The following is a 24215-nucleotide window of genomic DNA, read 5'->3' as shown; positions in this document are numbered from 1 at the left end:
CCGACGCTGTCGGCTGGCGGTCAGCGGCCGACCGGGTGAACCAGCTCCGGGGAAGCGGTGTCCAGCGGCACCGCCGACGGCGGCACCAGACCCAGCTGCACCCCCTGGCGGGACAGCAGCGTCTCCAGCATCCAGTCGGCCGCCACCCGCACCCGGTTGCCCGGAATCGACGCCAGGTGGTATCCCCGGGTCACCACCTTGGCCAACGGACCGGAGATCGGCACGTGCAGCGGGTTCGCCGCCGCCTGAGCGCCGCCGAGGTCGACCACGAAGCCGAGGTCCTTGTGCCGGTACGGGCGGAACGAACCATGGCCGTACGAGGCGGCCACGTTCTGCGCGGCCAGCCGACCCTGCCGTACGGCGTGTTGTGCGGTCATCGGGGTTATCTCGCCCGGTGAGCTCGGGTCCGGTACGGCGGCCGCGTCACCGCAGGCGTACACCTCCGGATGCCGTGGTACGGCGAGGAACTCGTCGACCACCAGCCGCCCCTTGACCGTGTCCAGCCCGAGCGCGTCCACCACCGGGTCCGGCCGCACCCCGACGCACCAGATCAGCGACCGGGTCGGGATGAACTCGCCGTCGGACAGGTGCACCCCGTCGCTGGTCGCCTCCCGCACCGAGGTGCCGAACCGCGTCTCGACGCCCCGGCTGTCCAGCACCCGCTGGGCGGTGACCGACATCCGTTGGTCGAGTTCCGGCAGTACCCGGTCGGCGAGGTCGAGCAGCAGCCAGCGCACCTGCTGGCCGGCGAGCCTCGGATGGCGGCGCACCAGCAGCTCGGTCGCGGTCACGCAGTGCGCGGCGACCTCCGTACCGGTGTAGCCGGCCCCGACCACGACGAAGGTGCACCGGGCGGCCCGCTCGGCCGGATCGTCCGACAGGTCGGCCAGCTCGATCTGCCGGGTCAGGTGGTCGCGCAGGTAGAGTGCCTCGGGCAGGGTTCGGAACCCCTTCGCGTGCTCGTTGGCCCCCGGGATCGGCAGCAGCTTGTTGACGCTGCCGACGGAGACGATCAGCCGGTCGTAGCGCAGGTCGCCCCGGCGGCCGTCCCCGTCGAGGTAGCAGATCCGCCGGCCCGGCAGGTCGATGTCGTCGACCTCGCCGAGGACGACCCGGACCCCGGGCAGGGTGTCCGGCAGCGACACGGTCACCCGGCGGGGTTCCAGTACCCCGGAGGCGACCTCGGGCAGCAGCGGTACGTACAGGAAGTAGTCGGTGGGGTTGACCAGGACGATCTCCGCCGCGCCGCGGGCCAGCCGGGACAGGGTACGGGCCGCCTGGTAGCCGGCGAATCCGGCGCCCACGATGACGATTCGCGGTCGACTCATCTGCTGAACTCCGATCGGTTGCGGGGCTGCGGTGGCCCGGGCGTCGACGGCGGGTGCCGTGGAAACGTCCGGAAGAGGGTGTCCCTGCCGTCTGCCGGACCCGGGCGCCGGGGAGACCGGGCAGACGTGCGGGGACACCCACCAGAGGGTTCCGGCACTCGTCGCTGAGCGGTCAGTTGTTGGGCTCGTCGGTGCTGATGTCGGCGAGCACCGAGTCCGGTTCCCACTCGACGGCGAGGTCACCCATGGAGACCACACCCACCAGGCGGCCGTCGTCGACGACCGGCAGTCGCCGTACCGAGTAGGTCCGCATCAGTTCGGCGGCGGCAACCGCGTCGTCGTACGGTGAGACCACCACGACGTCCTCGGTGATGATCTGGTTGAGCGGGGTGTTCGATGGGTCCATTTCGGACGCTACTGCCCGGACGGTGATGTCCCGGTCGGTCACGATCCCCTGGATCTCACTACCGTTGGTGACGATGATGTCGCCGATGTCCGCGTCGCGCATCTGTCGCGCCGCAGCGGTCAGCATGTCGCTGGCGTCCATGGTGAACGGCCGGGCTGTCATGAACTCTCCGACGGTCGTCATCATGTGCTCCTCTCGGTGTCGGCGCCATGCTCGGGGTACCCGCAGCGGTAGCGGGAAAACCCGGTCCGACCACCCCTGGGGGCGAGCCCGGGGCGGTACGCGCGCGGGCCCTGGGCGGGTGCGTACGCGGGCCCTGGGCGGGTGCGTACGCGGGCCGGCCCGGACCGGGCAGATCGGCTAGGCTCGCAGGCAGGTACGGCTGCCGGCACCTGGGGTGTGCGGCACGGGCAGGCCGAGTAGGGAGCAGGACGTGTGGGCACGCCGGAGCAGCTGGCGTATGCCCCATTTGTCGGTTTGGCGACGCCCACCGTTGGCCGACCGGTCACTCTGGCAGCGCACCGAACGCTGGCGCGGGATGCCGGCGGCACTCGCCCTGATCGCCGTGATCACCGTGATCGACGTGCTCACTCAGACCTCGGCGGTCGTCCTCGGGTTCCTCTCCCTCGCCCCACTGCTCGCCGCCGCCGTGGAGAAGACCCGCCGGACCGCCCTGGTCACGGTCGTCGCCTGCCTGGTCGCGCTGATCGCCGGGCTGCCCAGCGGCATGTTCGGCAGTCTGGACCACCTGTTGCGCAGCAGCGTCGTCTTCGCCGTCGGCATCGTGTCGATCTACGTGGCCCGCTCCCGGAACCTGCGGGAGGCCCGACTGCGCCGGATGACCGAGATCGCCGAGGTCGCGCAGCGCGCGGTGCTGCGTTCCCCGCCGCCGGTGCTCGACGACGTCGCACTGGTCGCCCGGTATCTGTCAGCATCCGAGGCGGCCAACGTCGGCGGTGACCTGTACGCCACCGTCGCCAGCCCGTACGGCGTCCGCCTGATCATCGGCGACGCCTGCGGCAAGGGGCTGCAGGCGGTCCAGATGGCGACCACGGTGATGGGCGCGTTCCGCCAGTCGGCCTTCGTCCAACCGGAGCTGACCGCCGTCGCCGCCGATCTGGACCAGGCGGTGCACCGCGACGCGGTCAGCACCGGGCAGCCGGCCCAGTTCGTCACCGCCGCGTTGGTGCAACTACGTGGCGACACCGTCACCGTGCTCAACTGCGGCCACCCGGCTCCGGCGCTGCGGACCGCCGAGGGCACGCTGGAGATCCTCGAACCGGCGGACCGGCACCCACCGTTGGGGCTGCGCCGCGACGCGCCCGACCCCGATCCGGTGATCCGGGTCTGGCATCCCGGCGACCGGCTGCTGCTCTACACCGACGGACTGATCGAGGCGCGCAACGGTGGAGGCGAGTTCCTCTCCTCCACCCGGGTCACCGCCTGCCTGGACCTGCCCGACCGTTCCGAGGCGTTGGACCGGATCGTGGCTGAGCTGCAGCGGCATGCCGGCGGTCAGATCAGCGACGACGCCGCCCTGCTGCTCGTCGAGCGGCAGGGCGGCGCGGGGTCGTACCAGCAGTGACGGCGGCCGGCTCAGGCGGAGCCGGCGATGAGCAGCTCGGCGATCTGCACCGCGTTGAGCGCGGCACCCTTGCGCAGGTTGTCGTTCGAGCAGAACAACGCCAGGCCGTTCTCGACGGTCTCGTCGACGCGGATCCGGCCGACGTAGGTCGGATCCTGACCGGCGGCCTGCAGCGGCGTCGGCACGTCGGCCAACGCCACGCCGGGAGCACCGGTGAGCAGTTCGACGGCCCGGCGTGGGCTGATCGGCCGGGCGAACCGGGCGTTGATCTGCAACGAGTGACCAGTGAAGACCGGCACCCGCACGCAGGTGCCGGAGACCTTCAACTGCGGAATGCCGAGAATCTTGCGGCTCTCGTTGCGCAGCTTCTGCTCCTCGTCGGTTTCGGCGGAGCCGTCGTCGACCAGCGCGCCGGCGAGCGGCAGCACGTTGAAGGCGATCGGCGCGGCGAACGACCGGGGTGCCGGGAACTCCACGGCGGCACCGTCGAACGCCAGCCCGGCCGCGCCTTCGGCGACCTTGCGGACCTGCTCGTCCAGCTCGGCCACGCCGGCCAGGCCGGCACCGGAGACCGCCTGGTACGTGGACACGACCAGGCTGACCAGGTTGGCCTCGACATGCAGCGGCCGCAGCACCGGCATCGCGGCCATCGTGGTGCAGTTCGGGTTGGCGATGATGCCCTTCGGCCGGTCGGCCGCCGCCTGTGGGTTGACCTCGGCGACCACCAGCGGTACGTCCGGATCCATCCGCCAGGCCGACGAGTTGTCGATCACCACCGCGCCGGCCTCGGCGACCCGGGGCGCCAGCTCCTTCGACGTACCCTTGCCGGCCGAGAAGAGCGCGATGTCCAGCCCGCGGTAGTCGGCGCTGGCCGCGTCCTCGACGACCACCTCGCCGCCACGCCACGGCAGTGTCCGCCCGGCCGACCGCGCCGAGGCGAACAGCCGCAGCTCGTCGACGGGTACCTGCCGCTGCTCCAGCACCTGTCGCATGACGCCACCGACCTGTCCGGTGGCACCGACGATCCCGATCCTCATGTCGCAACCCCGATCCTCATGTCGCGAAGGTTACCGACGGGCCGGGGTGCGACGGAACCGAGTTGGTCCCACATCACCTCCAGCCCATCGGCGACCGCCGATCGGATGGGTCAGCCGTAGCGGCGGGTGAGCTGCGGTTGACGCCACATCGGCCACAGCAGCGGACCACCGTCGGGCAGGTGGAACGGCGCTGCCGCAGTGACCCGGTAGCCGAGCCGGGCGTACAGGTCACGGGCACCACGGGTGCTCGCCACCACGTAGGCGGCGCTACCGGCCGTGTCGAAGATCGCGTGCCGATGGGTCAGCAACGCCGTACCGAGGCCGTAGCCCTGCCGGTCCGGCGCGACCCCGAGGTACGCCAGGTAGTGGTGCTCCCCCACCGGATGCCGCTCGGCGAGCGCGTTGTCCAGCAGCCGGAACCGGTAGGCGTACTCACCGCAGGTGTCGTCGAGCAGCTGCTCGTACTCGACCGGGTTGGGCAGGATCAGGCTGCACGGGCGCCAGACCGCTACCGCCTGGTAGTCCTCGGTCAGGTAGATGCTGCCCTGCCGCAGTCCGTAGTCGATCAACGCTGGGCAGAACCGCTGGAACACCCGCCGGCGCGCGACCGGATCGGGGATCAGCCAGGTGGCCTCGGGGGTGTCCAGGAATGCCTCCACCAGTGTCTTCGCCACTCGCGGGGTGTCGGTGTAGGTCGCATAACGGATCATCACCGACGTGTGGAGCTGGGGCATCAGCGCTCGCCTCTCTGCGGCACATTGCGGACACCCGGGTACAACGGACGACACACCATCAGGGGTTCGAATGTATTTGTCCGCCTACTTTCGGCTAGGCGGTAGCCGTTACGTCACTGCCATGCCGGAGGTCGAGACAATCGGTCACACAGCAGCGTCGCCGTCCAACCGGCGGAGCGGTCGGACGGCGACGCTTTTGCGGCGCAGACTCAGCCGGTGCAGGGCACGCAGTACCGGGCGTGCGGGAGGATCTCCAACCGCTCCCGGGGGATCTCGCCGCCGCACTTGTCACAGCGGCCGTAGCGGCCGTCGGCGATCCGGCCCAGGGCCTCGACGGCCTGGTCGTAGCCGCGCCGGGCGGCCACGATCAACGCGGCCCGGGTGTGTGCCTCCTGCGGGTCGCCGGTGTCGGCGGTGAGTTCGGTCAACTGGGCCCGGTGCAGATCCAGTTGATCAGCCAGTTGCATCCGTGCCTGCTCGATCCACTCACTGTTCCTGCCCTGCAGTTCGGTGCTCATCACGTGCTCCTTCAAAAAGAAAAGGGCCGAAGCTGATGCGCTTCGCCCCTGGCGGCCGTTCGGGTGGGTGCAACCCGGCCGCCGGGGGACCCCGGTCGGCGGGATTCGGCAGCCCCGGCCGACCCCCGACGGTTGCCACGGCGGTCGAGCCGGCGGCGCGCATGCCGACAGGAGCCGTGACAGTCACGGCTCCGTCGCGCTGCGCAGATCCACCCATCCGGCAACCATAGGCCGGCCCTACCGGAAAGCCAACCCGGTTGCCCGCTGCTGGGCAGATCAGACAAAACCTCTGAAATCGACAGTTGCGCGACCCAACTAGTCTGAGATACAACTAGTTCAGGAGCGATCTACAGCAGGATGTTGACTAGTTCCGGGAAGAGAGGGTGCGCGATGGGTGGCGCGACCGATCCGGCGGCGAACTGGATCCGGGCCGGGCTCGGGCTGGCGATCATGGCAGCGCTCACCGAGGGCGACCGGCACGGCTACGCGCTGGCCCAGCGGCTGGCCGAGTTCGGGCTCGGCCCGATCCGCGGCGGCGCGCTCTATCCGGTGCTCAACCGGCTGGAGTCCGAGGAAGCGGTGCGCTCCGACTGGCTGCCAGGCGAAGGCGGCCCGGGGCGAAAGGTCTACTCGATCACCGAGGCCGGTCGACGACGGCTGGCGGACGAACGTACCCGATGGGGTGAGTTCACCGACGCGTTCGACCGGCTGCTCACGGCGACCAGTGACAGCGACGGTGGCACGACGACCAGCGGCACCTGAAGCAGGAACACAGTGACTGGGGAGGATTCCGATGACGAAGACAACTGATGAACCATTCGAACGGTGGGAGATACCTGCCCGGCTGGCGCTGAGCGACCAGGGCGTCGGGTACCACCTGGCGAACCCGATCATCGCCGACGTGCAGGCGCACTGCGTGTACACCGGGCAGAGCCCGTACGACGCGTTCGGGTCCCCCGAGGAGTTCGCCATGGTCGCGGCGGCGGAGCAGCCGGCACACCTACGCGAGAATCCGGACCGGCACGGCCTGACCCCGGGCGACTACCTGTCCGGCGGCCTGATGAGCCTGGGGTTGATCGGGCTCGGTGGATCGCTGTTCTACGCCATACTGGAACAGACCCTCACTTTCCCGGCCAACCCGGCGGCGCTGACCGGGACGGCCTTCGTCGGTCTGGCGGTGTTCGTCGTCCGCGGCGTACCGGGCGCACTGCGCGCCGCCGGTCGGCCCCGGCTGGCCACCGCGTCGTTCGCCCTGGTCGCGCTGCTGGCCGGGCTCGCCGTGACGGCGTTCTTCGTACTGCCCCGCGAGCCGGTGATCCCGGTTCCGGCTCTCGCTGTCGCCGCGGTGTCACTGCTGGTGCTGCTGTGGCAGCTGCGCGGCCCGAAAGAGCCCAAACAGCCGATCGCGCACACCCCACCCACCCCGCGCACGGCGGGGCACGACACCGACGACACGGACGCCGACGCCTGGTTCCGCCGGCTGGCCGGCCTGCTGGTCGGCCGCTACGACCTCACCCCACAGCGGGCCGGCGAGCTGGCCCGGCAGGCCCGCAACCACCTGGACACGGCCCAGGGCGCCACCCCGGACAGCGAGTTCGGTCCGGTCGAGGAGTACGCCCGGGAACTCGCCGAGTACGAACCACAGCGGCGCGTACCGTTCTGGCGCACCGCCCCGGCAATGCTGATCGGCAGCCTCGCCGGGCTCAGCCTCGCGGTCAGCGCGTTCCTGTCCTGGTCGGCCGAGGGCCACTACTGGGCGGCGTACGGTGTCGCCCTGCCGGCTGCCCTCGGGTCGGCCTGGTACGCGGGTGTCTACCTGCTCCGCACGCTGCGCCTGCTGCGCCGAAGCTGACCACGACGCGGACGCGACGATGGCCGGTACCGCAGCGGACCGGCCATCGTTCACCGACGGGTAAGGCTGGGCATCAACGCTCGCCTTTGTCGACACTCATTTACCCATCAGTCGTGGCGCACCACCGATACACTTGATGACAGAGGGTGCCACAAATCGGAATAATGAACCACCAACAGGACCTCGGAATGATTTCGGGAGTCCCGCATGGACAGCACACCACCCCAGCCCCGCCGGACTCGCCTGGCCAGGGCGGCGATGGTTTCCGCCATCCCGCTCACCAGCGCGGCTGTCGGAATAACGACAAACCTCGTCACCGCCGCCTGGAATTGGGCTCTGGCTGGCGCGCTGCTCGCCTTCGTCATCGGCAGCATCATCGCGACCGTACTGGTCGACTGGGGGGAGGCCGGACCGGACACATCACGTCGGGAGCAAACCGACCGGCAGCAGGACACCCGGCCTGTCGCGACAGAACAACAGCCGGCCACCGTAGCCGGCGTCAATACTCTTCCCCGCGACCTCGGCGTCTTCACGGGTCGACACGAGGAGGTGCGGCTCCTCGTCGAGGCCGCCACCAGCAGAGCCGAATCCGCCCTTGCGATCCATGCGGTCGACGGGATGGGGGGCGTCGGCAAGACCACCCTCGCCGTGCACGTCGCACATCTACTCGCCACCGAATATCCGGATGCGCAACTGTACGTGAATCTACGCGGCTATCTCAGCGACCAGGCTCCGATGCGACCCGGCGAAGCACTCGAAGTGCTCCTTGTCGCACTCGGCCTACCATTGGATCGGATCCCACCCAGCCCAGATGCCAGATCCGCGTTGTGGCGAGCCCAGATCTCACGTCGACGCGCCGTGGTCGTCATCGACAACGCATCGGACGCGGAGCAGGTCCGTCCGCTGCTGCCCGGCTCCGGCGGATGCCTGGTGATCATCACCAGTCGTCGGCGACTCACCCTGCCGGACGTACGCCCACTGTCGTTGGCCGCGATGCCGGCCCGGGAAGCAGCCACGCTGTTCATCTCGACCGTCGGGGCGATCCGCGCGGCGGACCAGTTGCCGATGGTAGACGCCGTGGTCAGCCGATGCGGGCATCTCCCGTTGGCCATCGAGGTCGCAGCGGCGTGGCTGGCACATCGTCCATCGAAGAAGATCGACGACCTGCTCGCCGCGTTGGACACACCACTCGACGCCGTGACCGCCACCCTCGAGCTTTCGGTCCGCAGCCTGCCGACAGCCGCCAGACAGGTGTTCCTGCATCTAGGGCAGCACCCGGGACCGATCATCACGGGTGCGGTGGCCGCCGCCCTCACCGGCCTCGACGTCACTTCCGCCAGCCGAGCGATCGACGTCCTGTACGAACACAACCTGCTACAGGAGATGTCCCGCAGCCGTTACCAGTTTCACGACCTCGTACGTGAGTTCGCCCGGCAAGCTGCCGTCGAACTGGACAGTAGCGGCGTAGAGCGCCTGCTCCGCAGCTATCTCGAGGCGGCGGCAGCAGCCGACAGGCTGCTCGGCCCGGGCGTACCGGGCACCCCGGAGCCCGCCGACGAGGAGTGGACCAAGCCACCTACCGACACCGCCGCTCGCGCGTGGTTCGAGGCGGAACTGCCCAACCTGCTGGCCTGCGCGCGTCACGCCATCGAGCATCGCGTCGTTCCGCACGCGTGGATGCTGCCGTCGGTGATGTCCCGATACTTCCGAGAGCGCGGCTACGCCCTTCAAGCGAGGCCGTTGCTGATCGGCGCGCTGCGGATCGCGACCACCGCCGGCGATCCCCTGGCGCAGGCCAACTGCCACCTTGGACTCGGCACGCTTGATCAGATCGCCGGCAACCACACCGCCGCCCGGAGCCACTTCAACGAGGCGAACGCCCACTACGAGCAGGTCGACAGCGCGCTCGGCAGCGCAAACGCATCGATGGAGCTGGGCGTGCTCGACCAGATTTCCGGCGACTACGCCGCCGCCCAGCGCAGATTCGAGACGGCAATGCAGGGCTACCAACAGCTTGGCAACGTACTGGGCCAAGCCTATGCGCACGCAGAACTTGCCGCCGTAGCGAAGCTGCTGAACGCATACGCGGAGGCTAGGAAACACGTCAACTCGGCACTGACGTACTACGACCAGGCCGGAAGCCAGGCCGGGCAGGCCGAGGCGTACTCGAGCCTGGGTGGGATCGATCGACTGACCGGCGACTGGGACGCCGCACGGGTGCACCTCACTCGAGCGCTGCACCTGCACACCGCTCTGGGCCACGGCCGGGGACAGGCCTATGCGCAGGTCCAGCTCGGCGCGTTGCACCGGGCGACAGGAGAGCACACCGCGGCACGCAAACTGCTGTACGACGCGCTGACCAGCTATCACGATGCCGGCGACCGGATGGGGATGGCGTTCGCGTACAGCCAGCTCGGCATGCTCGACCGTGTGATCGGCGAGCATCCGGCCGCGCGCGGTCACTTCGAACAGGCGTTGAGCTTGTACCGTGGGGTCGGTAGCCTGGCCGGCGAAGCCAACACCCTGACCAGCCTGGGCATTCTGGAACGGTTGATGGGCGACTACACCGCCGCGTTGAGCAACCTCGATCGCGCACTCGCCCTCTACACCACGCTGCACGACCGTGCCGGGCAAGCTGACGCGCACACCGAACTCGCCGCCACCTACCGGGAGAGCGGAGACGCCGCATCGGCCCACGCCGAGCTCTCCCTCGCCCTGCCGCTGTGGATCGCGGTCGACAGCACCGCCGCCGCAGACCGGGCAAGGACCGGTCTGGCAGCGTTACAGGAATCAACCTGACGGTGTCACCGTCCTCAAACGGATTCGTCGAGCAGCTCCCCCAGGCCGGAGGCGGCCAGCTCGTCACGGGTCTGTGCGGCGTCGCCCTCCACCACCAGGGTCAGCCCCTGGGCATGCAGGTGGGTCGCGGCGGCGGCGGAGACCTGTTCGACGGTCGCCGACAGCAACTGCTCCCGCAGCGTCGCGTGATAGTCGTCGGGCAACCCGTGCACCACCAGGGTCGCCAGGGCGCTGGCGATCGCCCCCGGAGTCTGCAACTCGACGGAGAGCTGCCCGGCCCGCCAGGACCGGGCCACTGACAGCTCCTCCTCGGTCACCCCGTCGGCCTGGGTGCGGGAGACCTCGCCGACCGCGTCGACCAGGGCAGGCGCGGTGACACCGGTCTGCACGCTGGAGCTGATCGAGAACCGACCGAACCGGCGGGACATGCCGAAGTCCGACCGGATGCCGTACGTGTAGCCGCGCACCTCACGGATCAGGTGGTTCAGCCGCGACGTGAAGGCACCGCCGAGGACGGTGCTGGCCAGGCTCATCGGCACGTAGTCCGGATGCGCGCGGTGCGGCGCCGGGTGGCCGAGCCGCACCGCGGACTGCACCGCGCCGGGCCGGTCCACCAGGATGATCCGCCGACTGTCTCGCAGCACGACCGGCAGCGCCGGCTCGACCTCCGGCGACGCGCCGCTGGCACCGGCGAAGGCCGCCGCACCGAGCGCGTCCAGGTCGATCAGGTCCAGGTCACCGGCGACGAGCAGGGTGCCGGGCCGGGTGAACCAGGCGCGGTGGAAGTCGACGACGTCGGCCACGGTCACCGCGGCCACCGAGGCAGGGTCGCCGCCCATCGGCCGGCCGTGCCGCTGGTCGGCACCGAACAGGTCGGCGCGCAGCGCGGCGTCGGCCCGGGGGCCGGGGTTGGCCCAGTACATCCGCAGTGCGGTGGCCTCGTCGTCGCGGACCCGCTCGACGTCGGCCGGGTCCAATGCCGGGGTACGGACCGCTTCGGCGAGCAGTTCGACGGCGGCACCCAGCCGGTCGACGGGCACCTGCACACCGACCCGGAACGCGTCCCAGTCGGCGGAGTAGAACAGCTCGGTGCCGAGCCCTTCCAGGGCCAGCGCGTACGCCCCGGAATCCCGCCTCGCGGTGCCCTCCTCCAGGGCCTTGCCGAGCACCCCGGCGAGCCCTTCCCGGCCGGCCGGCTCCCGGCCCGCACCGGCGTCGAGCAGCAGGATCGCCACCGCAAGCCGGTGGCCGGGCAGGTGCGCGGCCACGACCTCGCCGCCGCCGGCCACGCGGCGGACCACCTCCGGAAAGCGGTACGGCCGGGCGGCGCCCGGCTCGGGACGCTGCGCGATGATGGTCACTTGTCGCCCTCCGGCAGGTAGCTGAGCTGAACCCGGTGCTGTGGCCGCAGCAGCCGCGCGGCTTCGTCGTTGACCGCCTCGGCGCTGACCGACAGCCAGCCGGGGAGTCGTTCACCGGCCCGGGCCGGGTCGCCGAACTGGGTGGCGTAGCGGCCAAGGATGTCGGCCCGACCCTCGAACGTGGCGACCTGCCGCCACCAGGCGGTCGCCAGCAGCGCCTTGGCCCGATCCACCTCGGCGTCGGTGACGCCGTCGCGGGCGACCTCGTCGAGCACCCCGATCAGCCCGTCGGCGAGCCGCTCGGCGGTCACCTGCGGCTGGGCGGTCGCGGTGATGATCAGTGGGGCGGGAGCGTGGGCCAGGTCGACCCCGTACGCACCGAGGTAGTCCGGCTGGGCGATCCGCGCGCCGTCGGCGAGCCGCTGGTAGAGCCGGCTGCCCCGGCCGCTGCCCAGCACGGTGCTCAGCACCGTGGTCACGTCGTAGGCGGCAGTGCCGAACGGATGGGTGCGGTAGGCGACGTACTGCCGGATGCCGGGCACCTCGGCGGTGACGGTCTCGACGACCGGGCCGGCCAGCGGCGCCGGGGTCCGCCCGTCGGGTGCCGGTGGGATGTCGTCGCGGGCCGGGATGCCACCGAAGTACTTGTCGGCGAGGCTGAACACCTCGTCGGCGTCGGTGTCCCCGACGACGGTCAGCACCGCGTTGTTCGGGGCGTAGTACATCTCGTGGAACTCCTGAAAGGTCGCCAAGTCGGCGGCGTTCAGGTCGTCCATCGAGCCGATCGTGGCGTGATGGTACGGGTGCCCCGACGGGTAGAGCAGCGGCAGCAACCGCAGCCAGGCGTCGCCGTACGGCACGTTGTCGTAGCGCTGCCGCCGCTCGTTCTTGACCACCTCGCGCTGGTTGTCCAGGGTCTCCTGGGTCAGCGCCGGCACCAGCCCGCCCATCCGGTCGGCTTCCAGCCACAGGGCGAGTGCCAGGTGTTCGGCCGGGACGGTCTCGAAGTAGTTGGTCCGGTCGGGATTGGTGGTCGCGTTGAGCGAACCACCGGCACCCTGTACCAGTTTCATGTGTTCGGTCTTGGCGACGTTGACCGAGCCCTCGAACATCAGATGCTCGAACAGATGGGCGAAACCGGTCCGGCCGGCCGGCTCGTGGCGGGAGCCGACGTCGTACCAGAGATTGACCGCGACCACCGGCACGCTGGAGTCGGGGCTCACCACGACCCGAAGGCCGTTGTCCAGCCGGGTGGTCTCGATCGGCCAGGGGTACCCGTTGGGCGACATGCGCCCGACGTTAGCCGATCCGGACGCTGGGCGACCGCACCGGCCCGGCCCGGTCAGCCCGGCGGTTCTTCGCGCCGGTCGGAGTCGTGCAGGATCGCGGCGGCCTGCCCGACCGGATCGTCGCTGCCGGCGACCTCCTCCTCGGGGAGCAGGTGGCCGGCGCGGGACTCGATCCGGTCCGGCATGGGGTCGACCGGCGGTGCCGTGACGTCGGTGCCGTCCGTGACGGGCGGCGGCGGGCCGGTGAAGGTGTCCTCGGTGTCAGTGCTCATGGCCACCGCAGTTACCCCGTCGGCCCACCGGTTACGCCTGTACCGGTCCGGTGCTGCGGCGGAACGGGCCCCGTACCTCGTAGGTGATGCCGCCGGAGGACAGCCCGGAGGTGCCACGCTGCGACGAGAAGTACAGCCGGGTGCCGTCCGGGGAGAACGCCGGCCCGCAGATCTCCGACGCCGACTGCCCACTGATCCGCGCGAACGGCGCGACCCGGCCGTCCGGCGTGATCAGGCAGATCTCCATGTTGCCGCCGTCCTCGGCCACGTACAGGTCGCCGCCGGGCGTACCGGTGATGTTGTCGACGCCGGTCAGCGGTGGCGTGCCGGTCACCAGCGAGTCGTCGTAGGCCAGGTCGATCCGCTGGGCGACGGCATCGTACGCCCAGACCCGGTTGTCGCCCTTGGTGGTGAACCAGCAGGTGCCGTCGGCGTAGTGACAGCCCTCACCGCCGTTGAACCGCTTCGCGCCGGATACCTGGTTGCGGGTGGCCGTCGGCGCGCCGTCCGGGTCGGGCACCCGCGCCCAGGTCACCGGGCCGCTGGTGGCGGTGCCGGCGACCAGCACCTCCAGGGTGCCGGCGGACAGGTCGCCCCAGGTGTCCGGCCGGAACCGGTAGAAGCAACCGTTGGACTCGTCCTCGGTGAGGTAGACCACCCGACGGACCGGGTCGACGGCGGCGGCCTCGTGGTTGAACCGGCCCATCGCGTCGTGCCGCACAGCGGCGGTGTCGCCCAGCGGGTACGTCTCGTAGACGTACCCGCGGCTGACCTCCTCGCAGGACAGCCAGGTCCCCCAGGGGGTCGCGCCACCGGCGCAGTTGCGGTTGGTGCCGGCCAGGATCCGGTACGCCGAGACGACGTCGCCGTCGGCGTCGAACCGGATCGCCGAGGCGCCGCCCGTGCGGGAGATCTCCGAGTTGGAGACGTACACCCAGCCGGTGCCGGCGGGAAAGCAGGCACCGCCGTCCGGGGCGTCGTGCCAGACGTACGAGGTGGCGCCGACCCGCTGCCGGGAGCGGGCCACGACCCGGCTGGTGAAGCCGGTCGGCAGCGCGATGCCGTTGGCGTCCGGGCTGCCCAGGGCACCGTACGGGCTGGCTCCCGGCTGTGCCGGTGCGGCGAACGCCCCGGTCCACAGGCTGCCGGAGAACGCGGCGGCGCCGGCGCCGACCACGGCGGTACGCAGTACCGTACGACGATCCATCTCGACCTCCATCGACGTGGGTGACAATCGACGAAGGTAGGCCGCGACGATGGCCGCAGACATCGACGAAGGTTAACGGCGAACGAGGTCCGGCCGAAGTCCGGTGGTGTCGTCCGCCCCGAAATCCGGTACAGTGTGCGTCGTGGTGCACACGTATCGATGGTTTAGGCGGCCGGCCCTGATGCCGGTGACGCGGCCTTGACCTGACGTCACCCCACCAGAGCCGGCCAAGGGCAGAGGGCATCGGGCCCCTGCCCTTTTGCATGCCAACGAACAGCCGGCTCGGGCTGGGGGCGCCGGCTCCCCAGGCGGCTGGCGGAAGGAAGAGCACCGCATGATGACCTCCGGACGGATCACCGATCAGCGCATCGACCGGGTCGTCCCACTCACCACCCCCGCCCTGCTGCACCACGAACTGCCGCTGGACGATCAGCTCACCGCCCGGGTGCTGGCGGGTCGACAAGCCGTGGCCGGAGTGCTCGACGGTCAGGACGACCGGCTGCTGGTCGTGGTCGGGCCCTGCTCGGTGCACGACCCGGCCGCCGCGCTGGAGTACGCCCAGCTGCTCGCCGCCGCCGCCCAGCGGCACGCCGACGACCTGTTGATCGTCATGCGGGTCTACTTCGAGAAGCCGCGCTCCACCGTCGGCTGGAAGGGCCTGATCAACGACCCTGGCCTGGACGGTTCCGGGGACGTCAACTCGGGGCTGCGGATCGCCCGGTCGCTGCTGCTGGAAGTGCTGCGGACCGGTCTGCCGGTGGGTTGCGAGTTCCTCGACCCGATCACGCCGCAGTACATCGCCGACACCGTCGCCTGGGGTGCCATCGGCGCCCGTACGGTGGAGAGCCAGGTGCACCGGCAGCTCTCCTCCGGCCTGTCGATGCCGATCGGCATGAAGAACCGTCCCGACGGCAGCGTGGCCACGGCCGTGGACGCGATCCGGGCCGCTGCCGTACCGCACGTCTTCCCCGGGATCGACATGTCCGGGACCCCGGCGATCCTGCACACCCGGGGCAACGCCGACTGTCACCTGGTGCTGCGGGGCGGGGCCGGCGAGCCGAACTACGACGCCGCGTCGGTCGCCGCCGCGCTGGAGCTGCTGCGGGCCAGTGACCTACCGCAGCGGCTGGTCATCGACGCCAGCCACGGCAACAGCGGCAAGGACCACCGTCGGCAGCCGCTGGTGGTCGAGGACATCGCCGGCCAGCTCGGCGGCGGCCAGCGAGGCATCGTCGGAGTGATGCTGGAGTCGTTCCTGGTGCCCGGTCGGCAGGATCTGGACCCGACCGGTGAGCTGGTGCACGGCCAGTCGATCACCGACGCCTGCATGGGGTGGGAGCAGACCGCCGAGGTGCTGCAGCGGCTCGCCGCCGCGGTCGGTGACCGGCGGGCAGCGCTCGCCACCGCCACGCGGTGACCTGCACCGGGGTCGCCACCGCCACGCGGTGACCTGCACCGGGGTCGCCACCGCCGCGCGGTGACCTGCACCGGGATCCGGCCGCCCCGGCCGGATCCCGGTGACCGCCCTCAGCGGGTGGCCCGGCCGGGCGCGTCGGTCGGTCGGTGCCCGGCGGCGCGGGCGGCGATCCAGACGAAGAAGACGGCCAGCGCCACCTGGATCGCGTGCCGCAGCCAGTCGACGCCGGCGGTCTCGCCGATACCGAGCCAGGTCGCGATCACGCCGCCGAGCAACGCGGCGGCGATGCCGACCCCGATGGTCAACCAGATCGAGATGTTCTGCCGGCCCGGCAGTAGCAGCCGGCCGAGGGCGCCGATGACGGCGCCGGCGATGAGCGCCCACAGGATGGTGCCGATCATGATTCCACCTCCGGGGCCGAGCCTAGGTGCCAGGTCGGGCCGGCCGGGGGCGAACGGGCAAGCCGGGGCGGGAACGCCGTGGTGCCCCGAGGCAGACCTGCCTCGGGGCACCACGGGTCGTCGGCACGCAGGTCGCCTCTCGGCGAGTGGCGCGACGCGGCTCCAGCCGGACGGTATTCCGCGACGGCGTTGATGGTGAGGCCCGGGGACACTGGACGCGCCGACACCTGACTCAACCGCGCCCACCGGACGGATGTTCCCGTCCGGGTGTGTGCCGAGTCACCCTCACCCGGCGGCGCTGTTTGCCGCCGGACGCCCGGGGTAGCACGCCGGGGTGACCGATGAGAGTTCCCGGGTCGGGCTGTACGAGCTGCTCGACGACATCTATCTCGGCAAGGAACGGGTCAGCCGCGGTGAGATCGCCCGCCGGGCCGTCGCCGCCGAGCTACCTGCCCACCTGCTGACCAGGATCAACGCCATGCCCGAGGGCGAGTACGCCCAGGACGAGGCGGAAGAGGTCCTGCACTCCTCGACGGAAGGCGGCTGATCGCGATGACCGACGACGACCGGAGCACGTCACGCCCCGCCCTGGGCCAGAGCCCGGACGGCAGCCCACCACCGGACGATCCCGACTTCGCCGGCGAACACGACGACACGGCGGTCGCCAACGACATCATCGAGGGCACCGACACCCGGGAGCCGGAGTCACCGCGAGGCTGGTCCGGGATGGAGAAACCGGGGGTCACCGTCGACTGACGGACCTGGTGGTCAGTGGTGGGTGTCGGCGTGCCGCGCCGCCGCGTACGCCATCTGGAGGAAGTCGGATCCGGCCACCGCGGTGAAGCAGGTCGCCACCAGCCGGGTCGCCCGTGGGGCGAAGACCAGGCCGATGGTCAACCCGGTCGCGACCCACACCGCCAGACAGAACGGGCAGCTGACCATCTCACCGAACACGTGTCGGGAGCCGCTGGCGTCGTGGCGGACCTCCTCGGCCACCTCACCCGCGCCGGTCGGCCCGTCGTAGCGGGTGAACGGGGCCCGCAACGGACTGGTCACCGCGTCCTTGCTGACCAGCCGGCTCAGCTTGTGGGTGGCGACGCTGATCAGTACGACGTCGCCGAGCCCGACCCGGGACGGTAGCTGCCGTCCGGTGAGCAGCACGGCGGCGCCGGCCCCGGCCACCACCGACGCGTACACGGTCAACGCCCGGGCGTAGCCGCCGAGCGGACGGTCGCCGCCCGGCGCGTACGCCCGCAGCAGCGCGGCACCTCGCCCGCGTACCCGGTCACCCACCGCCATGTCGCACACTCCCCACTCGCTCGGTCCCCACTCGCTCGGCCCCGCCTCGGGCACCGGTGATCCGCATCAGCCCGCGTTGAGGTTGTCGGTGACGGCACGGGCCAGCCCCGTCAACGTCTCGTCGGCGATCCGGATGAGGTCCTCGTGGGGCAGCTCGGCGTCCAGCTCCAGCCGCAGCATCGCCCCGCCGGCCCGCACCGGGTAGACCCGCAGTACCGCAGACCACGGCGCATCCGGGGCGGTCCAGCGGGCCTGTAGCCGGCCGTCGCCGGCCGGTTGAGCGCTGGCCTGTTTCAGCAGTTCGGGCAGCCAGGCGGTACGGCGGTCCGGGTCGGTCGCGGTGCCGTAGGCCACCTCGGGGGGAGCGGAGACGCCCCGTTCGGCGTACGCCGGCACGGCTCACCGCCCGTCACGTAGCCGGGCCGGATCGATCTCCCGCCCCGGGTTGCGGGTGAGGTACTCGGTCTCCAGGTCGGCGGTCCGCCGCAGGTGGTTCGCCAGCGCCGCGTCGGTGCCGTGCCGCAACGTGTCGAGCCGGGTGCGGTGCAGGCTGCCCATCTCCCGGATCAGGTCGTCGTCGGTCAGTTCGACCGCGTCGATGCCGGGATCGACCTCCGACTCGGCGTCGACGCCGAGCCGGCCGTCGTCGGCCTGGTCGCCGTCCCAGCCGGGCATCTCCGGTGGGTGGCCCGTGCGGGGTGGGAACGGGGTGCCGGCTGATGCCGGCGAGTAGTCGCCGTAGCGCGCTGATCCGGTCATCTCCGGCCTCCGGGGAGTCGATGAGGCGTCATCGTCCGGGAATTCCCCGCAGACCGGCGGGCAAACCCGGCCGGTACCCTTTCGGACATGCGGCAGCTCTGGACCCCTGCGTGGATCCTGCGCCACCTCGCGATGCTGGTCGTGGTGGCGGGTTTCCTCGCGCTGGGCTGGTGGCAGATCAGCCGGGCCGCCGCCGGCAACACTCTGAGCTGGGCGTACGCGGTGGAGTGGCCGGTGTTCGCGGCGTTCGTCGTGTTCATCTGGGCCCGCGAGGTACGGCAGGTGCTGCGCCGGGCCGACCCGGGGGCCGACCGGCCGGATCCGGAGTCGGTCCCCACCTCAGCGGCCCCCACCTCAGCGCCCACGGCCCTGGCGGCCCCGGCCCCGGCCCCGGCGATCAGGCGGCCGGTACGGATCCGGTCGGCCCACAGCACCCCCGTGACGGAGCCGGACGATCCGCAGTTGGCCGCCTACAACGACTACCTGGCCTGGCTCAACGCCAATCCGCACGCCCGGGCCAGCGACTATCCCGGCTGACCGTCGGGGCGACAGGTGACGACCGGGCGCCAGCCCGGTGAGAAAGGACCGACAGTGTCTGGCGCACTCATCCGCTACCGACTGATCGCGTACGTGGTCGGTGTGGTGCTGATCCTGCTGATGGTCGTCGGGATGCCGATGAAGTACCTGTTCCACGACGCCATCGTCGTGGAGACGATTGGCCCGGCGCACGGCTTCCTCTACATGGTGTACCTGGTGGCCGCCTTCGACCTGGCCCGGCGGGCGAACTGGTCACTCGGGCGGATCGTGGCGATCATGCTCGCCGGTACGGTGCCGTTCGTGTCGTTCTGGGCGGAGCGGGTGGTGACCCGCTGGGCGCAGCAGGCGATCAAGGCCGAGCCGCAGACCGCGACGACGGGCTGAGCGCCGCCCGGGTCGTGGCCCCGGGGAGCGGGTGCCACCGGAGCCGTCCAGCGCGGGGTCCGAGGGTGCGGTGCCGGGCCGGGCGACGCGACGCGAGCGCCGGCCCGACACCGGGTGATCATCCGGCCGTACGACCGGCCCGGCCCTGGTCGAGGCCGGCCACGAAGGCCGTCCACGCCGACGCCGAGAATCGCAGGTGCACGTCGGGGTCGGTGGAGTTACGGACCCCGACCGCCGGGCCGAACGTCGCCACCTCGACACAGGTCGTCGCCTCGCAGCGGCGGCTCTTGCGCCAGGCAGGACCGGCAGTGCTGATCACAGTCACCCAGACTCCTCTATACGGATATTTTGGGGCATTTGCCTTCTAAGACCTCAGGCAATTCGCGCGGACTGTATCAGCCGTGGATCTTGCTTCCACCGGGGGCGACCGGGCCGCCCGAAGTCCGGAACGTCGTTCACCAGTCGGCAAGGGCCAGCCGTCCATAGCAGACCGGACGGCGCCGGTGTAGCGTCAAGAGATGGCAACCAGCCAGGTGGCATTCTGCTAGGCACTCCCCGGAGCGTTCCATGCCAGCCCGACACCAGGGTCCGACCATCGGGCGCCGCCGACTCCGCGCGGCGCTGCGCCGGGCACGCGAGGCGGCCGAGCTGACCCAGGAGTACGTCGTCACCCAGATGGACTGGTCGCTGTCCAAGCTCATCCGGATCGAGTCCGGCTCGGTCAGCATCTCGACCAACGACGTCAAGGCCCTGCTCGACCTCTACGGGGTCCGCGACCAGCAGCAGGTCCAGGAACTGGTCGAGTTGGCCCGGGCAGCCCGGCGGCGGGCCTGGTGGAGCGGATACAAGGATCGGGTGCCGGCGGCCTACGCGGCCTACATCGGGCTGGAGGCGGAGGCCTCGGCGCTGCAGTACTTCCAGCCGATCAGCTTTCCCGGCCTGCTGCAGACCGAGGAGTACGCCCGGGCGGTGATCCCCGCCGACGGCCCGCACCACGTACCGGCCGAGGAGATCGAGGGTCGGGTCCAGATCCGGATGGCCCGTCAGCACGCGGTGCTCGATGGCGCCGACCCGCCCCGCATCGAGGTGATCCTCGACGAGGCCGCGCTCCGTCGGGTGACCGGCGGTCGACGTATTCTGCGCGAGCAACTGCGACACGTGGCGAAGATGTGCGCGGCCCCGCACGTCTCGGTCCGGGTGCTGCCTTTCGCCGCGGGCAGCAACACGGTCCTCGGCCCGTTCGTCATCCTGCACTTCGCCGATCAGGCCGACGCCGACGTGGTCTACGTGGAGAGCGCGCTGGTCGAAGAGGTCATCGACCGGGCCGGCGAGGTCCGGTCGTACCAGCATGTCTTCGATCGGCTCCGCGCGGAGTCGCTGCCGGCCGACGAGTCGGTGGCGATGCTGCTCGACCTCGCCCGGCAGTTGGACGAGGACACTGCGGGCTGATCGGCGGCGACCAGCCCGCTGCGCCGGTGCCCGGGTGGGCGGCCGGCGACGGGCGGACCGGCGGTGGGGCCGCCGGCCGGCTCACCGCTGGTCGGGCACCCAGGGCTCGATCGTCACCGGCTCGGACAGGCCGGCCAGCCGTGACATCTCCCGGGCCCGCATCAACGCCCGGCTCACCTGCCCGTACTGGCGTTCCTCGTCGGTGCTGAACAGCAGGACCAGCAGGCCCTCGTGTCGGCCCCAGAGCTCGAAGGACCGTGGCCGCATCTTGTCGCCGAGCCAGCCGAGACCGACCGGGACGAACGCCGCCACCAGCATCGCGAAATAGGCTGCGGCGCTGACCTCGGCGAGCCCCTGGGTGAAGCCGATGGTCACCGCGATCGCCGAGAGGATGACGACGGTCACCGCCACCATCCGCCCGGTCAACCGGTCCCGGGCGCCACGGGCGGTGCGTAGTTCGGTGAGGTCCCGGATCGCGAACCGACGCCCGGCGACGACGAACCAGTCGGCGGTGACGCAGATGCCGGGCTGGCGGTAGAAGGTCGGCCCGGCGGCGGCGGGTCGGGTCACCGGGCTGCTGGCGCCGGGCGCCGCGCCACGGGCGGGGGGCCGGCTGCTGGATGTCCTGGGGATCAACGGTGTCGTGGTGCTGCTGCGGTCGCCCGGCCGGGCGACCCGGCGAACGGTCGGGGATCCGCGTAGTGGCGGGGTCCGGCGGGTGGCACGCATCGGCTGCCTCCGAAGGTCGGGTACGGCACTGACCTTGCGCGTCCATTGTGCAAACGGCGAGCTACTCGATGGAAGATACGCATTCTGCCACCTAGCTGATTGACGTACGGCAGGACGCTTCCTGGACTCCGATACGACACTTTTGTTCTTATTTACCCTAGTGGATGCCCACCAGCAACAGCGTAGAGCGACTTATGGAGCATTTCACCCAGTCGATCGAAACCTCGCGCCAGGTCACCGCGTGACCACCGCGCGAACCCACTCGCCCCACCATTGAATGACACAGCGCCACCACACGCTACGTACAGTGACTACTGGCACCACTTCACCATTGCCGATGCCACGGATCACGACGAGTGAGGCTTTCCGCGAGCAACCGTTGCGGCTAGGTTAGATCCGCTGGTCCGGTAACCAGTCACCGACCCCGGTGACGCCGGCCCGGTGCCGCCGAATCGCCATCCAGCAATCACTGAAAGTAGTTGTGCGGTGATCGCGTGGTGGTGACCCGGGGACCCACCGAGCAAGTCTGGGGTGAATCCGCGTGCCCGCACGCGGTAGGGCGACACCTTCCCGCCCGAATCCGTCAGCTAACCCGGTAGGCGGCGTGGGAAGAAGGGTTCTGCGTTCTTGTCAACAGCGCGGATTCTGCTGCGTACCCTCGTGCTGGCCAGCGTGACCGCCGGGCTGGTGGTTCCGGCCGTCGCCGTCTCCGCCCAGCCCTCGGTCAGCGAACTCACGCAGCAGATCAACAAGGAATCCGAGGAACTGGCCAAGGTCGTCGAGTCGTACAACCGGCTCACCGAGGAGTCCAAGGCCACCCGGGCGGCGGTCGAGGAGCTCGACACCAAGCTCGGCCCGCTGCAGGACGAGCTGGCCCGGGCGGAGATCGAGGTCGGACAGATCGCGGTGACCGCCTACAAGTCGGGCGGGCTGAGCACCGCCAGCGCACTGCTCGACAGCGGCTCGTCGGACGGCTTCCTGGACCGGCTGGGCACCCTCGACCACCTCGCGCGGGACCGTCAGCAGCGGCTCAGCAACTTCACCAGTACCCAGGTGACGTACCTGGCCGAGCAGGAGAAGCTGCAGGCAGCGCTCGCCAAGCAGGAAGCCCAGGTCAAAGAGCTCGCCGACCGTAAGAAGTCCATCGAAGCCGACATCGACAAGCTGATGGACAAGCGGGAGGAGGCCTACGGTGCGGCAACCGAGTCCGGCTCGTCGTACTCCGGCGAGATCCCGTCGGTCGCCGGTGCCGCCGGCGTCGCGGTCGAGTTCGCGTACGGCGCCATCGGCAAGCCGTACGTGTGGGCGTCCAGCGGGCCGAACGGCTACGACTGCTCCGGCCTGACCCTGGCGGCCTGGCGGGCCGCCGGCAAGAGCCTGCCGCACAACGCCGCCATGCAGTGGGACCGGGTCGCGAAGATCAACCGCGGTGACCTGGCCCCGGGCGACCTGGTGTTCTACAACAACCTCGCCCACGTCGGCCTGTACGTCGGCGACGGCAAGGTCATCCACGCACCGACGTTCGGCCGTACCGTCGAACTGGCCAGCGTGGACATGATGGCACCGTACGGGTACGGCCGGGTGCGCTGACCGACCGGCACCGACACGACGGCCCGGCATCCGGAACCGGATGCCGGGCCGTCGTCGTGCCGGGGGCCGTCGTCGGTGTCACGGGCACTGGCACCGGCCAGAGGTGCAGGTGGCCTCAGCCGGGGTGATCAGGCCCGTCCGGGCTCACGCCGCCTGCAACCCTTCGGCCCGGGCCAGCTCACGCAGCCGGCCGAGGGCCTGGATCTCCAGCTGGCGGATGCGTTCGCGGGACAGCGAGAACCGCGAGGCGACCTCGGTGAGCGAGTGCTCCCGGCCGTCCTCCAGCCCGTAGCGGGCCCGCATGATGCCGGCGGACCGGTCGTCGAGGTGGTTCAGCAGGCCCTCGATGCGCTGGCGCTCCAGCCCGGTCAGCACGATGTCCTCCGGCGACGGTGCGTCGCTGTCGGCCACCAGGTCACCGAGGTTGGTGTCGCCGTCGTCGCCGACCGGGGTGTCCAGCGAGACGGTGTCCTGCGACCAGCGGACCAGCTCGTGCACCCGCTCGACCGGCACCCCGAGCGATGCCGCGATCTGCTCGGGCTCCGGATCCGAGCCGAGCTCCCGGGTGAGTTGGCGGGCGACGTTGCGCATCCGGTTGACGTCCTCGACGAGGTGCACCGGCAGCCGGACGGTCCGCTCCTGCTGGGCGATGGCCCGGCTGATCGCCTGCCGGATCCACCAGGTGGCGTAGGTGGAGAACTTGAAGCCGCGCTCGTAGTCGAACTTCTCGACCGCCCGGACCAGACCGGTGTTGCCCTCCTGGATCAGATCCAGCATCGGCATCCCGGACCGGACGTAGCGGCGGGCGATCGACACCACCAGCCGCAGGTTGGCCCGGATGAACAGGTCCTTGGCCCGTTCACCCTCGATGACCAGCCGCTCCAGCTCCTCGCGGCTGACCCCGGCCCGCGGGGTGCCCTCCTCGAGCAGGTGCTCGGCGTACAGCCCGGCCTCGATCGCCTTGGACAGCTCGACTTCCCGGGCCGCGTCGAGCAGCGGCGTACGGGAGATCTCATGCAGGTAGACGCCAACGAGGTCCCGTTCCTCGGCTACCTCGTCGGTCCGCAAAGCCATCGTCTTCTCCACGTTGCTCACGGTCCCCTCGTTAACCCCACTTGCCCTGTCACCTGCGATGCGCATCTCCATCAGCCTCTCCCCCGTCACGTCGCCACCGAGCGGCGTACCCGGATGTGCGGGTCCCGCCGAACGGTGCCGACACCTGCACAACAGATAAGACGCGTCAGGGATTCCGTCTCGTGAGT

General features: G+C 70.6%; 27 protein-coding genes and 1 riboswitch. Of the genes, 11 read left to right on the top strand and 16 right to left on the bottom strand.

Annotation, left to right across the window (positions count from 1 at the left end; translation table 11 throughout):
- Positions 1-20: 20 nt before the first annotated feature.
- On the bottom strand, positions 21-1328 hold the full coding sequence (locus O7623_RS28705) for an NAD(P)/FAD-dependent oxidoreductase (protein WP_282226056.1): 1308 nt from the start codon (positions 1326-1328) through the stop codon (positions 21-23).
- A 172-nt stretch (positions 1329-1500) separates the two neighbouring features.
- Positions 1501-1917 carry a CBS domain-containing protein gene (locus tag O7623_RS28700; protein ID WP_282226055.1) on the bottom strand — a complete coding sequence of 139 codons (417 nt, stop codon included), beginning with the start codon at positions 1915-1917 and terminating at the stop codon, positions 1501-1503.
- A 277-nt stretch (positions 1918-2194) separates the two neighbouring features.
- On the opposite strand from O7623_RS28700, the gene O7623_RS28695 reads away from it, so the two are divergent.
- A complete protein-coding gene (locus O7623_RS28695) occupies positions 2195-3319 on the top strand; it encodes a PP2C family protein-serine/threonine phosphatase (protein WP_282226054.1) in 1125 nt (374 codons plus the stop codon).
- A gap of 11 nt (positions 3320-3330) precedes the next feature.
- Here the strand turns inward: O7623_RS28695 and O7623_RS28690 are convergent, their stop codons facing one another.
- The 3 genes from O7623_RS28690 to O7623_RS28680 form a co-directional block, all read right to left on the bottom strand.
- Positions 3331-4356 (bottom strand): aspartate-semialdehyde dehydrogenase, encoded by a 1026-nt coding sequence (locus O7623_RS28690; RefSeq protein WP_282226053.1) that lies wholly within the window; start codon positions 4354-4356, stop codon positions 3331-3333.
- A 110-nt stretch (positions 4357-4466) separates the two neighbouring features.
- The gene (locus O7623_RS28685; RefSeq protein ID WP_282226052.1) at positions 4467-5090 is read right to left on the bottom strand and encodes a GNAT family N-acetyltransferase; all 624 of its coding nucleotides are present in this window, start codon (positions 5088-5090) and stop codon (positions 4467-4469) included.
- Positions 5091-5299: 209 nt separating this feature from the next.
- The gene (locus O7623_RS28680) at positions 5300-5608 is read right to left on the bottom strand and encodes a TraR/DksA C4-type zinc finger protein (protein ID WP_282226051.1); all 309 of its coding nucleotides are present in this window, start codon (positions 5606-5608) and stop codon (positions 5300-5302) included.
- 390 nt (positions 5609-5998) lie between these two features.
- Between O7623_RS28680 and O7623_RS28675 the strand changes: the two genes are divergently transcribed.
- From O7623_RS28675 to O7623_RS28665, 3 genes are all read left to right on the top strand, one after another.
- On the top strand, positions 5999-6370 hold the full coding sequence (locus tag O7623_RS28675) for a PadR family transcriptional regulator (RefSeq protein WP_282226050.1): 372 nt from the start codon (positions 5999-6001) through the stop codon (positions 6368-6370).
- Positions 6371-6401: 31 nt separating this feature from the next.
- On the top strand, positions 6402-7460 hold the full coding sequence (locus O7623_RS28670; protein ID WP_282226049.1) for a hypothetical protein: 1059 nt from the start codon (positions 6402-6404) through the stop codon (positions 7458-7460).
- Positions 7461-7667: 207 nt separating this feature from the next.
- A complete protein-coding gene (locus O7623_RS28665) occupies positions 7668-10259 on the top strand; it encodes a tetratricopeptide repeat protein (RefSeq protein WP_282226048.1) in 2592 nt (863 codons plus the stop codon).
- Positions 10260-10273: 14 nt separating this feature from the next.
- Here O7623_RS28665 and O7623_RS28660 read toward each other — a convergent pair whose 3' ends face one another.
- The 4 genes from O7623_RS28660 to O7623_RS28645 are packed head-to-tail and all read right to left on the bottom strand — an operon-like array spanning position 10274 to position 14388.
- Positions 10274-11620: a pitrilysin family protein gene (locus O7623_RS28660; protein ID WP_282226047.1), complete on the bottom strand. Its 1347-nt coding sequence runs from the start codon at positions 11618-11620 to the stop codon at positions 10274-10276.
- Positions 11617-12909 carry a pitrilysin family protein gene (locus O7623_RS28655; protein WP_282226046.1) on the bottom strand — a complete coding sequence of 431 codons (1293 nt, stop codon included), beginning with the start codon at positions 12907-12909 and terminating at the stop codon, positions 11617-11619. The genes O7623_RS28660 and O7623_RS28655 overlap by 4 nt, the downstream gene beginning before the upstream one ends.
- Positions 12910-12962: 53 nt before the next feature.
- A complete protein-coding gene (locus O7623_RS28650; RefSeq protein WP_282226045.1) occupies positions 12963-13181 on the bottom strand; it encodes a hypothetical protein in 219 nt (72 codons plus the stop codon).
- Positions 13182-13212: 31 nt separating this feature from the next.
- Complete coding sequence (locus O7623_RS28645) at positions 13213-14388, bottom strand: alkaline phosphatase PhoX (RefSeq protein WP_282226044.1); 1176 nt, start codon at positions 14386-14388, stop codon at positions 13213-13215.
- A 334-nt stretch (positions 14389-14722) separates the two neighbouring features.
- Here O7623_RS28645 and O7623_RS28640 point away from each other — a divergent pair, with 334 nt between their 5' ends.
- Positions 14723-15805 carry a 3-deoxy-7-phosphoheptulonate synthase gene (locus O7623_RS28640; RefSeq protein ID WP_282226043.1) on the top strand — a complete coding sequence of 361 codons (1083 nt, stop codon included), beginning with the start codon at positions 14723-14725 and terminating at the stop codon, positions 15803-15805.
- 110 nt (positions 15806-15915) lie between these two features.
- On the opposite strand, the gene O7623_RS28635 is transcribed toward O7623_RS28640, so the two are convergent.
- Positions 15916-16206, bottom strand: a complete 291-nt coding sequence (locus tag O7623_RS28635) for a GlsB/YeaQ/YmgE family stress response membrane protein (RefSeq protein WP_282226042.1) — start codon at positions 16204-16206, stop codon at positions 15916-15918.
- A 334-nt stretch (positions 16207-16540) separates the two neighbouring features.
- Here O7623_RS28635 and O7623_RS28630 point away from each other — a divergent pair, with 334 nt between their 5' ends.
- Both O7623_RS28630 and O7623_RS28625 read left to right on the top strand, forming a co-directional pair.
- Positions 16541-16753 (top strand): hypothetical protein, encoded by a 213-nt coding sequence (locus O7623_RS28630; protein ID WP_282226041.1) that lies wholly within the window; start codon positions 16541-16543, stop codon positions 16751-16753.
- Positions 16754-16758: 5 nt separating this feature from the next.
- Entirely contained in the window at positions 16759-16962 is a 204-nt protein-coding gene (locus O7623_RS28625) for a hypothetical protein (RefSeq protein ID WP_282226040.1), read from the top strand.
- Between the two features lie 12 nt (positions 16963-16974).
- Here the strand turns inward: O7623_RS28625 and O7623_RS28620 are convergent, their stop codons facing one another.
- The 3 genes from O7623_RS28620 to O7623_RS28610 all read right to left on the bottom strand — a co-directional run bounded on the left by O7623_RS28620 (position 16975) and on the right by O7623_RS28610 (position 18180).
- Positions 16975-17505, bottom strand: coding sequence for a DUF1360 domain-containing protein (locus tag O7623_RS28620; RefSeq protein ID WP_282226039.1), 531 nt, complete (start codon positions 17503-17505; stop codon positions 16975-16977).
- 66 nt (positions 17506-17571) lie between these two features.
- Complete coding sequence (locus tag O7623_RS28615) at positions 17572-17901, bottom strand: hypothetical protein (protein WP_282226038.1); 330 nt, start codon at positions 17899-17901, stop codon at positions 17572-17574.
- Between the two features lie 3 nt (positions 17902-17904).
- Complete coding sequence (locus O7623_RS28610) at positions 17905-18180, bottom strand: DUF6158 family protein (protein ID WP_282229626.1); 276 nt, start codon at positions 18178-18180, stop codon at positions 17905-17907.
- Between the two features lie 171 nt (positions 18181-18351).
- On the opposite strand from O7623_RS28610, the gene O7623_RS28605 reads away from it, so the two are divergent.
- Positions 18352-18801 (top strand): hypothetical protein, encoded by a 450-nt coding sequence (locus tag O7623_RS28605; RefSeq protein WP_282226037.1) that lies wholly within the window; start codon positions 18352-18354, stop codon positions 18799-18801.
- Between the two features lie 54 nt (positions 18802-18855).
- Positions 18856-19185 (top strand): DUF3817 domain-containing protein, encoded by a 330-nt coding sequence (locus O7623_RS28600; RefSeq protein WP_282226036.1) that lies wholly within the window; start codon positions 18856-18858, stop codon positions 19183-19185.
- Positions 19186-19303: 118 nt separating this feature from the next.
- Here the strand turns inward: O7623_RS28600 and O7623_RS28595 are convergent, their stop codons facing one another.
- Entirely contained in the window at positions 19304-19510 is a 207-nt protein-coding gene (locus tag O7623_RS28595) for a DUF397 domain-containing protein (RefSeq protein ID WP_282226035.1), read from the bottom strand.
- A gap of 242 nt (positions 19511-19752) precedes the next feature.
- On the opposite strand from O7623_RS28595, the gene O7623_RS28590 reads away from it, so the two are divergent.
- Positions 19753-20634 carry a DUF5753 domain-containing protein gene (locus tag O7623_RS28590; RefSeq protein WP_282226034.1) on the top strand — a complete coding sequence of 294 codons (882 nt, stop codon included), beginning with the start codon at positions 19753-19755 and terminating at the stop codon, positions 20632-20634.
- A gap of 81 nt (positions 20635-20715) precedes the next feature.
- Here O7623_RS28590 and O7623_RS28585 read toward each other — a convergent pair whose 3' ends face one another.
- Positions 20716-21363, bottom strand: a complete 648-nt coding sequence (locus O7623_RS28585; protein ID WP_282226033.1) for a DUF6232 family protein — start codon at positions 21361-21363, stop codon at positions 20716-20718.
- A 474-nt stretch (positions 21364-21837) separates the two neighbouring features.
- A riboswitch (cyclic di-AMP (ydaO/yuaA leader) is annotated at positions 21838-21980 on the top strand.
- A gap of 10 nt (positions 21981-21990) precedes the next feature.
- On the opposite strand from O7623_RS28585, the gene O7623_RS28580 reads away from it, so the two are divergent.
- Positions 21991-22953: an NlpC/P60 family protein gene (locus tag O7623_RS28580; protein ID WP_282226032.1), complete on the top strand. Its 963-nt coding sequence runs from the start codon at positions 21991-21993 to the stop codon at positions 22951-22953.
- 144 nt (positions 22954-23097) lie between these two features.
- Here O7623_RS28580 and O7623_RS28575 read toward each other — a convergent pair whose 3' ends face one another.
- A complete protein-coding gene (locus O7623_RS28575) occupies positions 23098-24093 on the bottom strand; it encodes a sigma-70 family RNA polymerase sigma factor (RefSeq protein ID WP_282229625.1) in 996 nt (331 codons plus the stop codon).
- Positions 24094-24215: the final 122 nt, after the last annotated feature.

The organism is Solwaraspora sp. WMMD791, from assembly GCF_029581195.1.
Classification (GTDB): Bacteria; Actinomycetota; Actinomycetes; order Mycobacteriales; family Micromonosporaceae; genus Micromonospora_E.
This window is presented reverse-complemented; position numbering and strand designations above follow the sequence as displayed.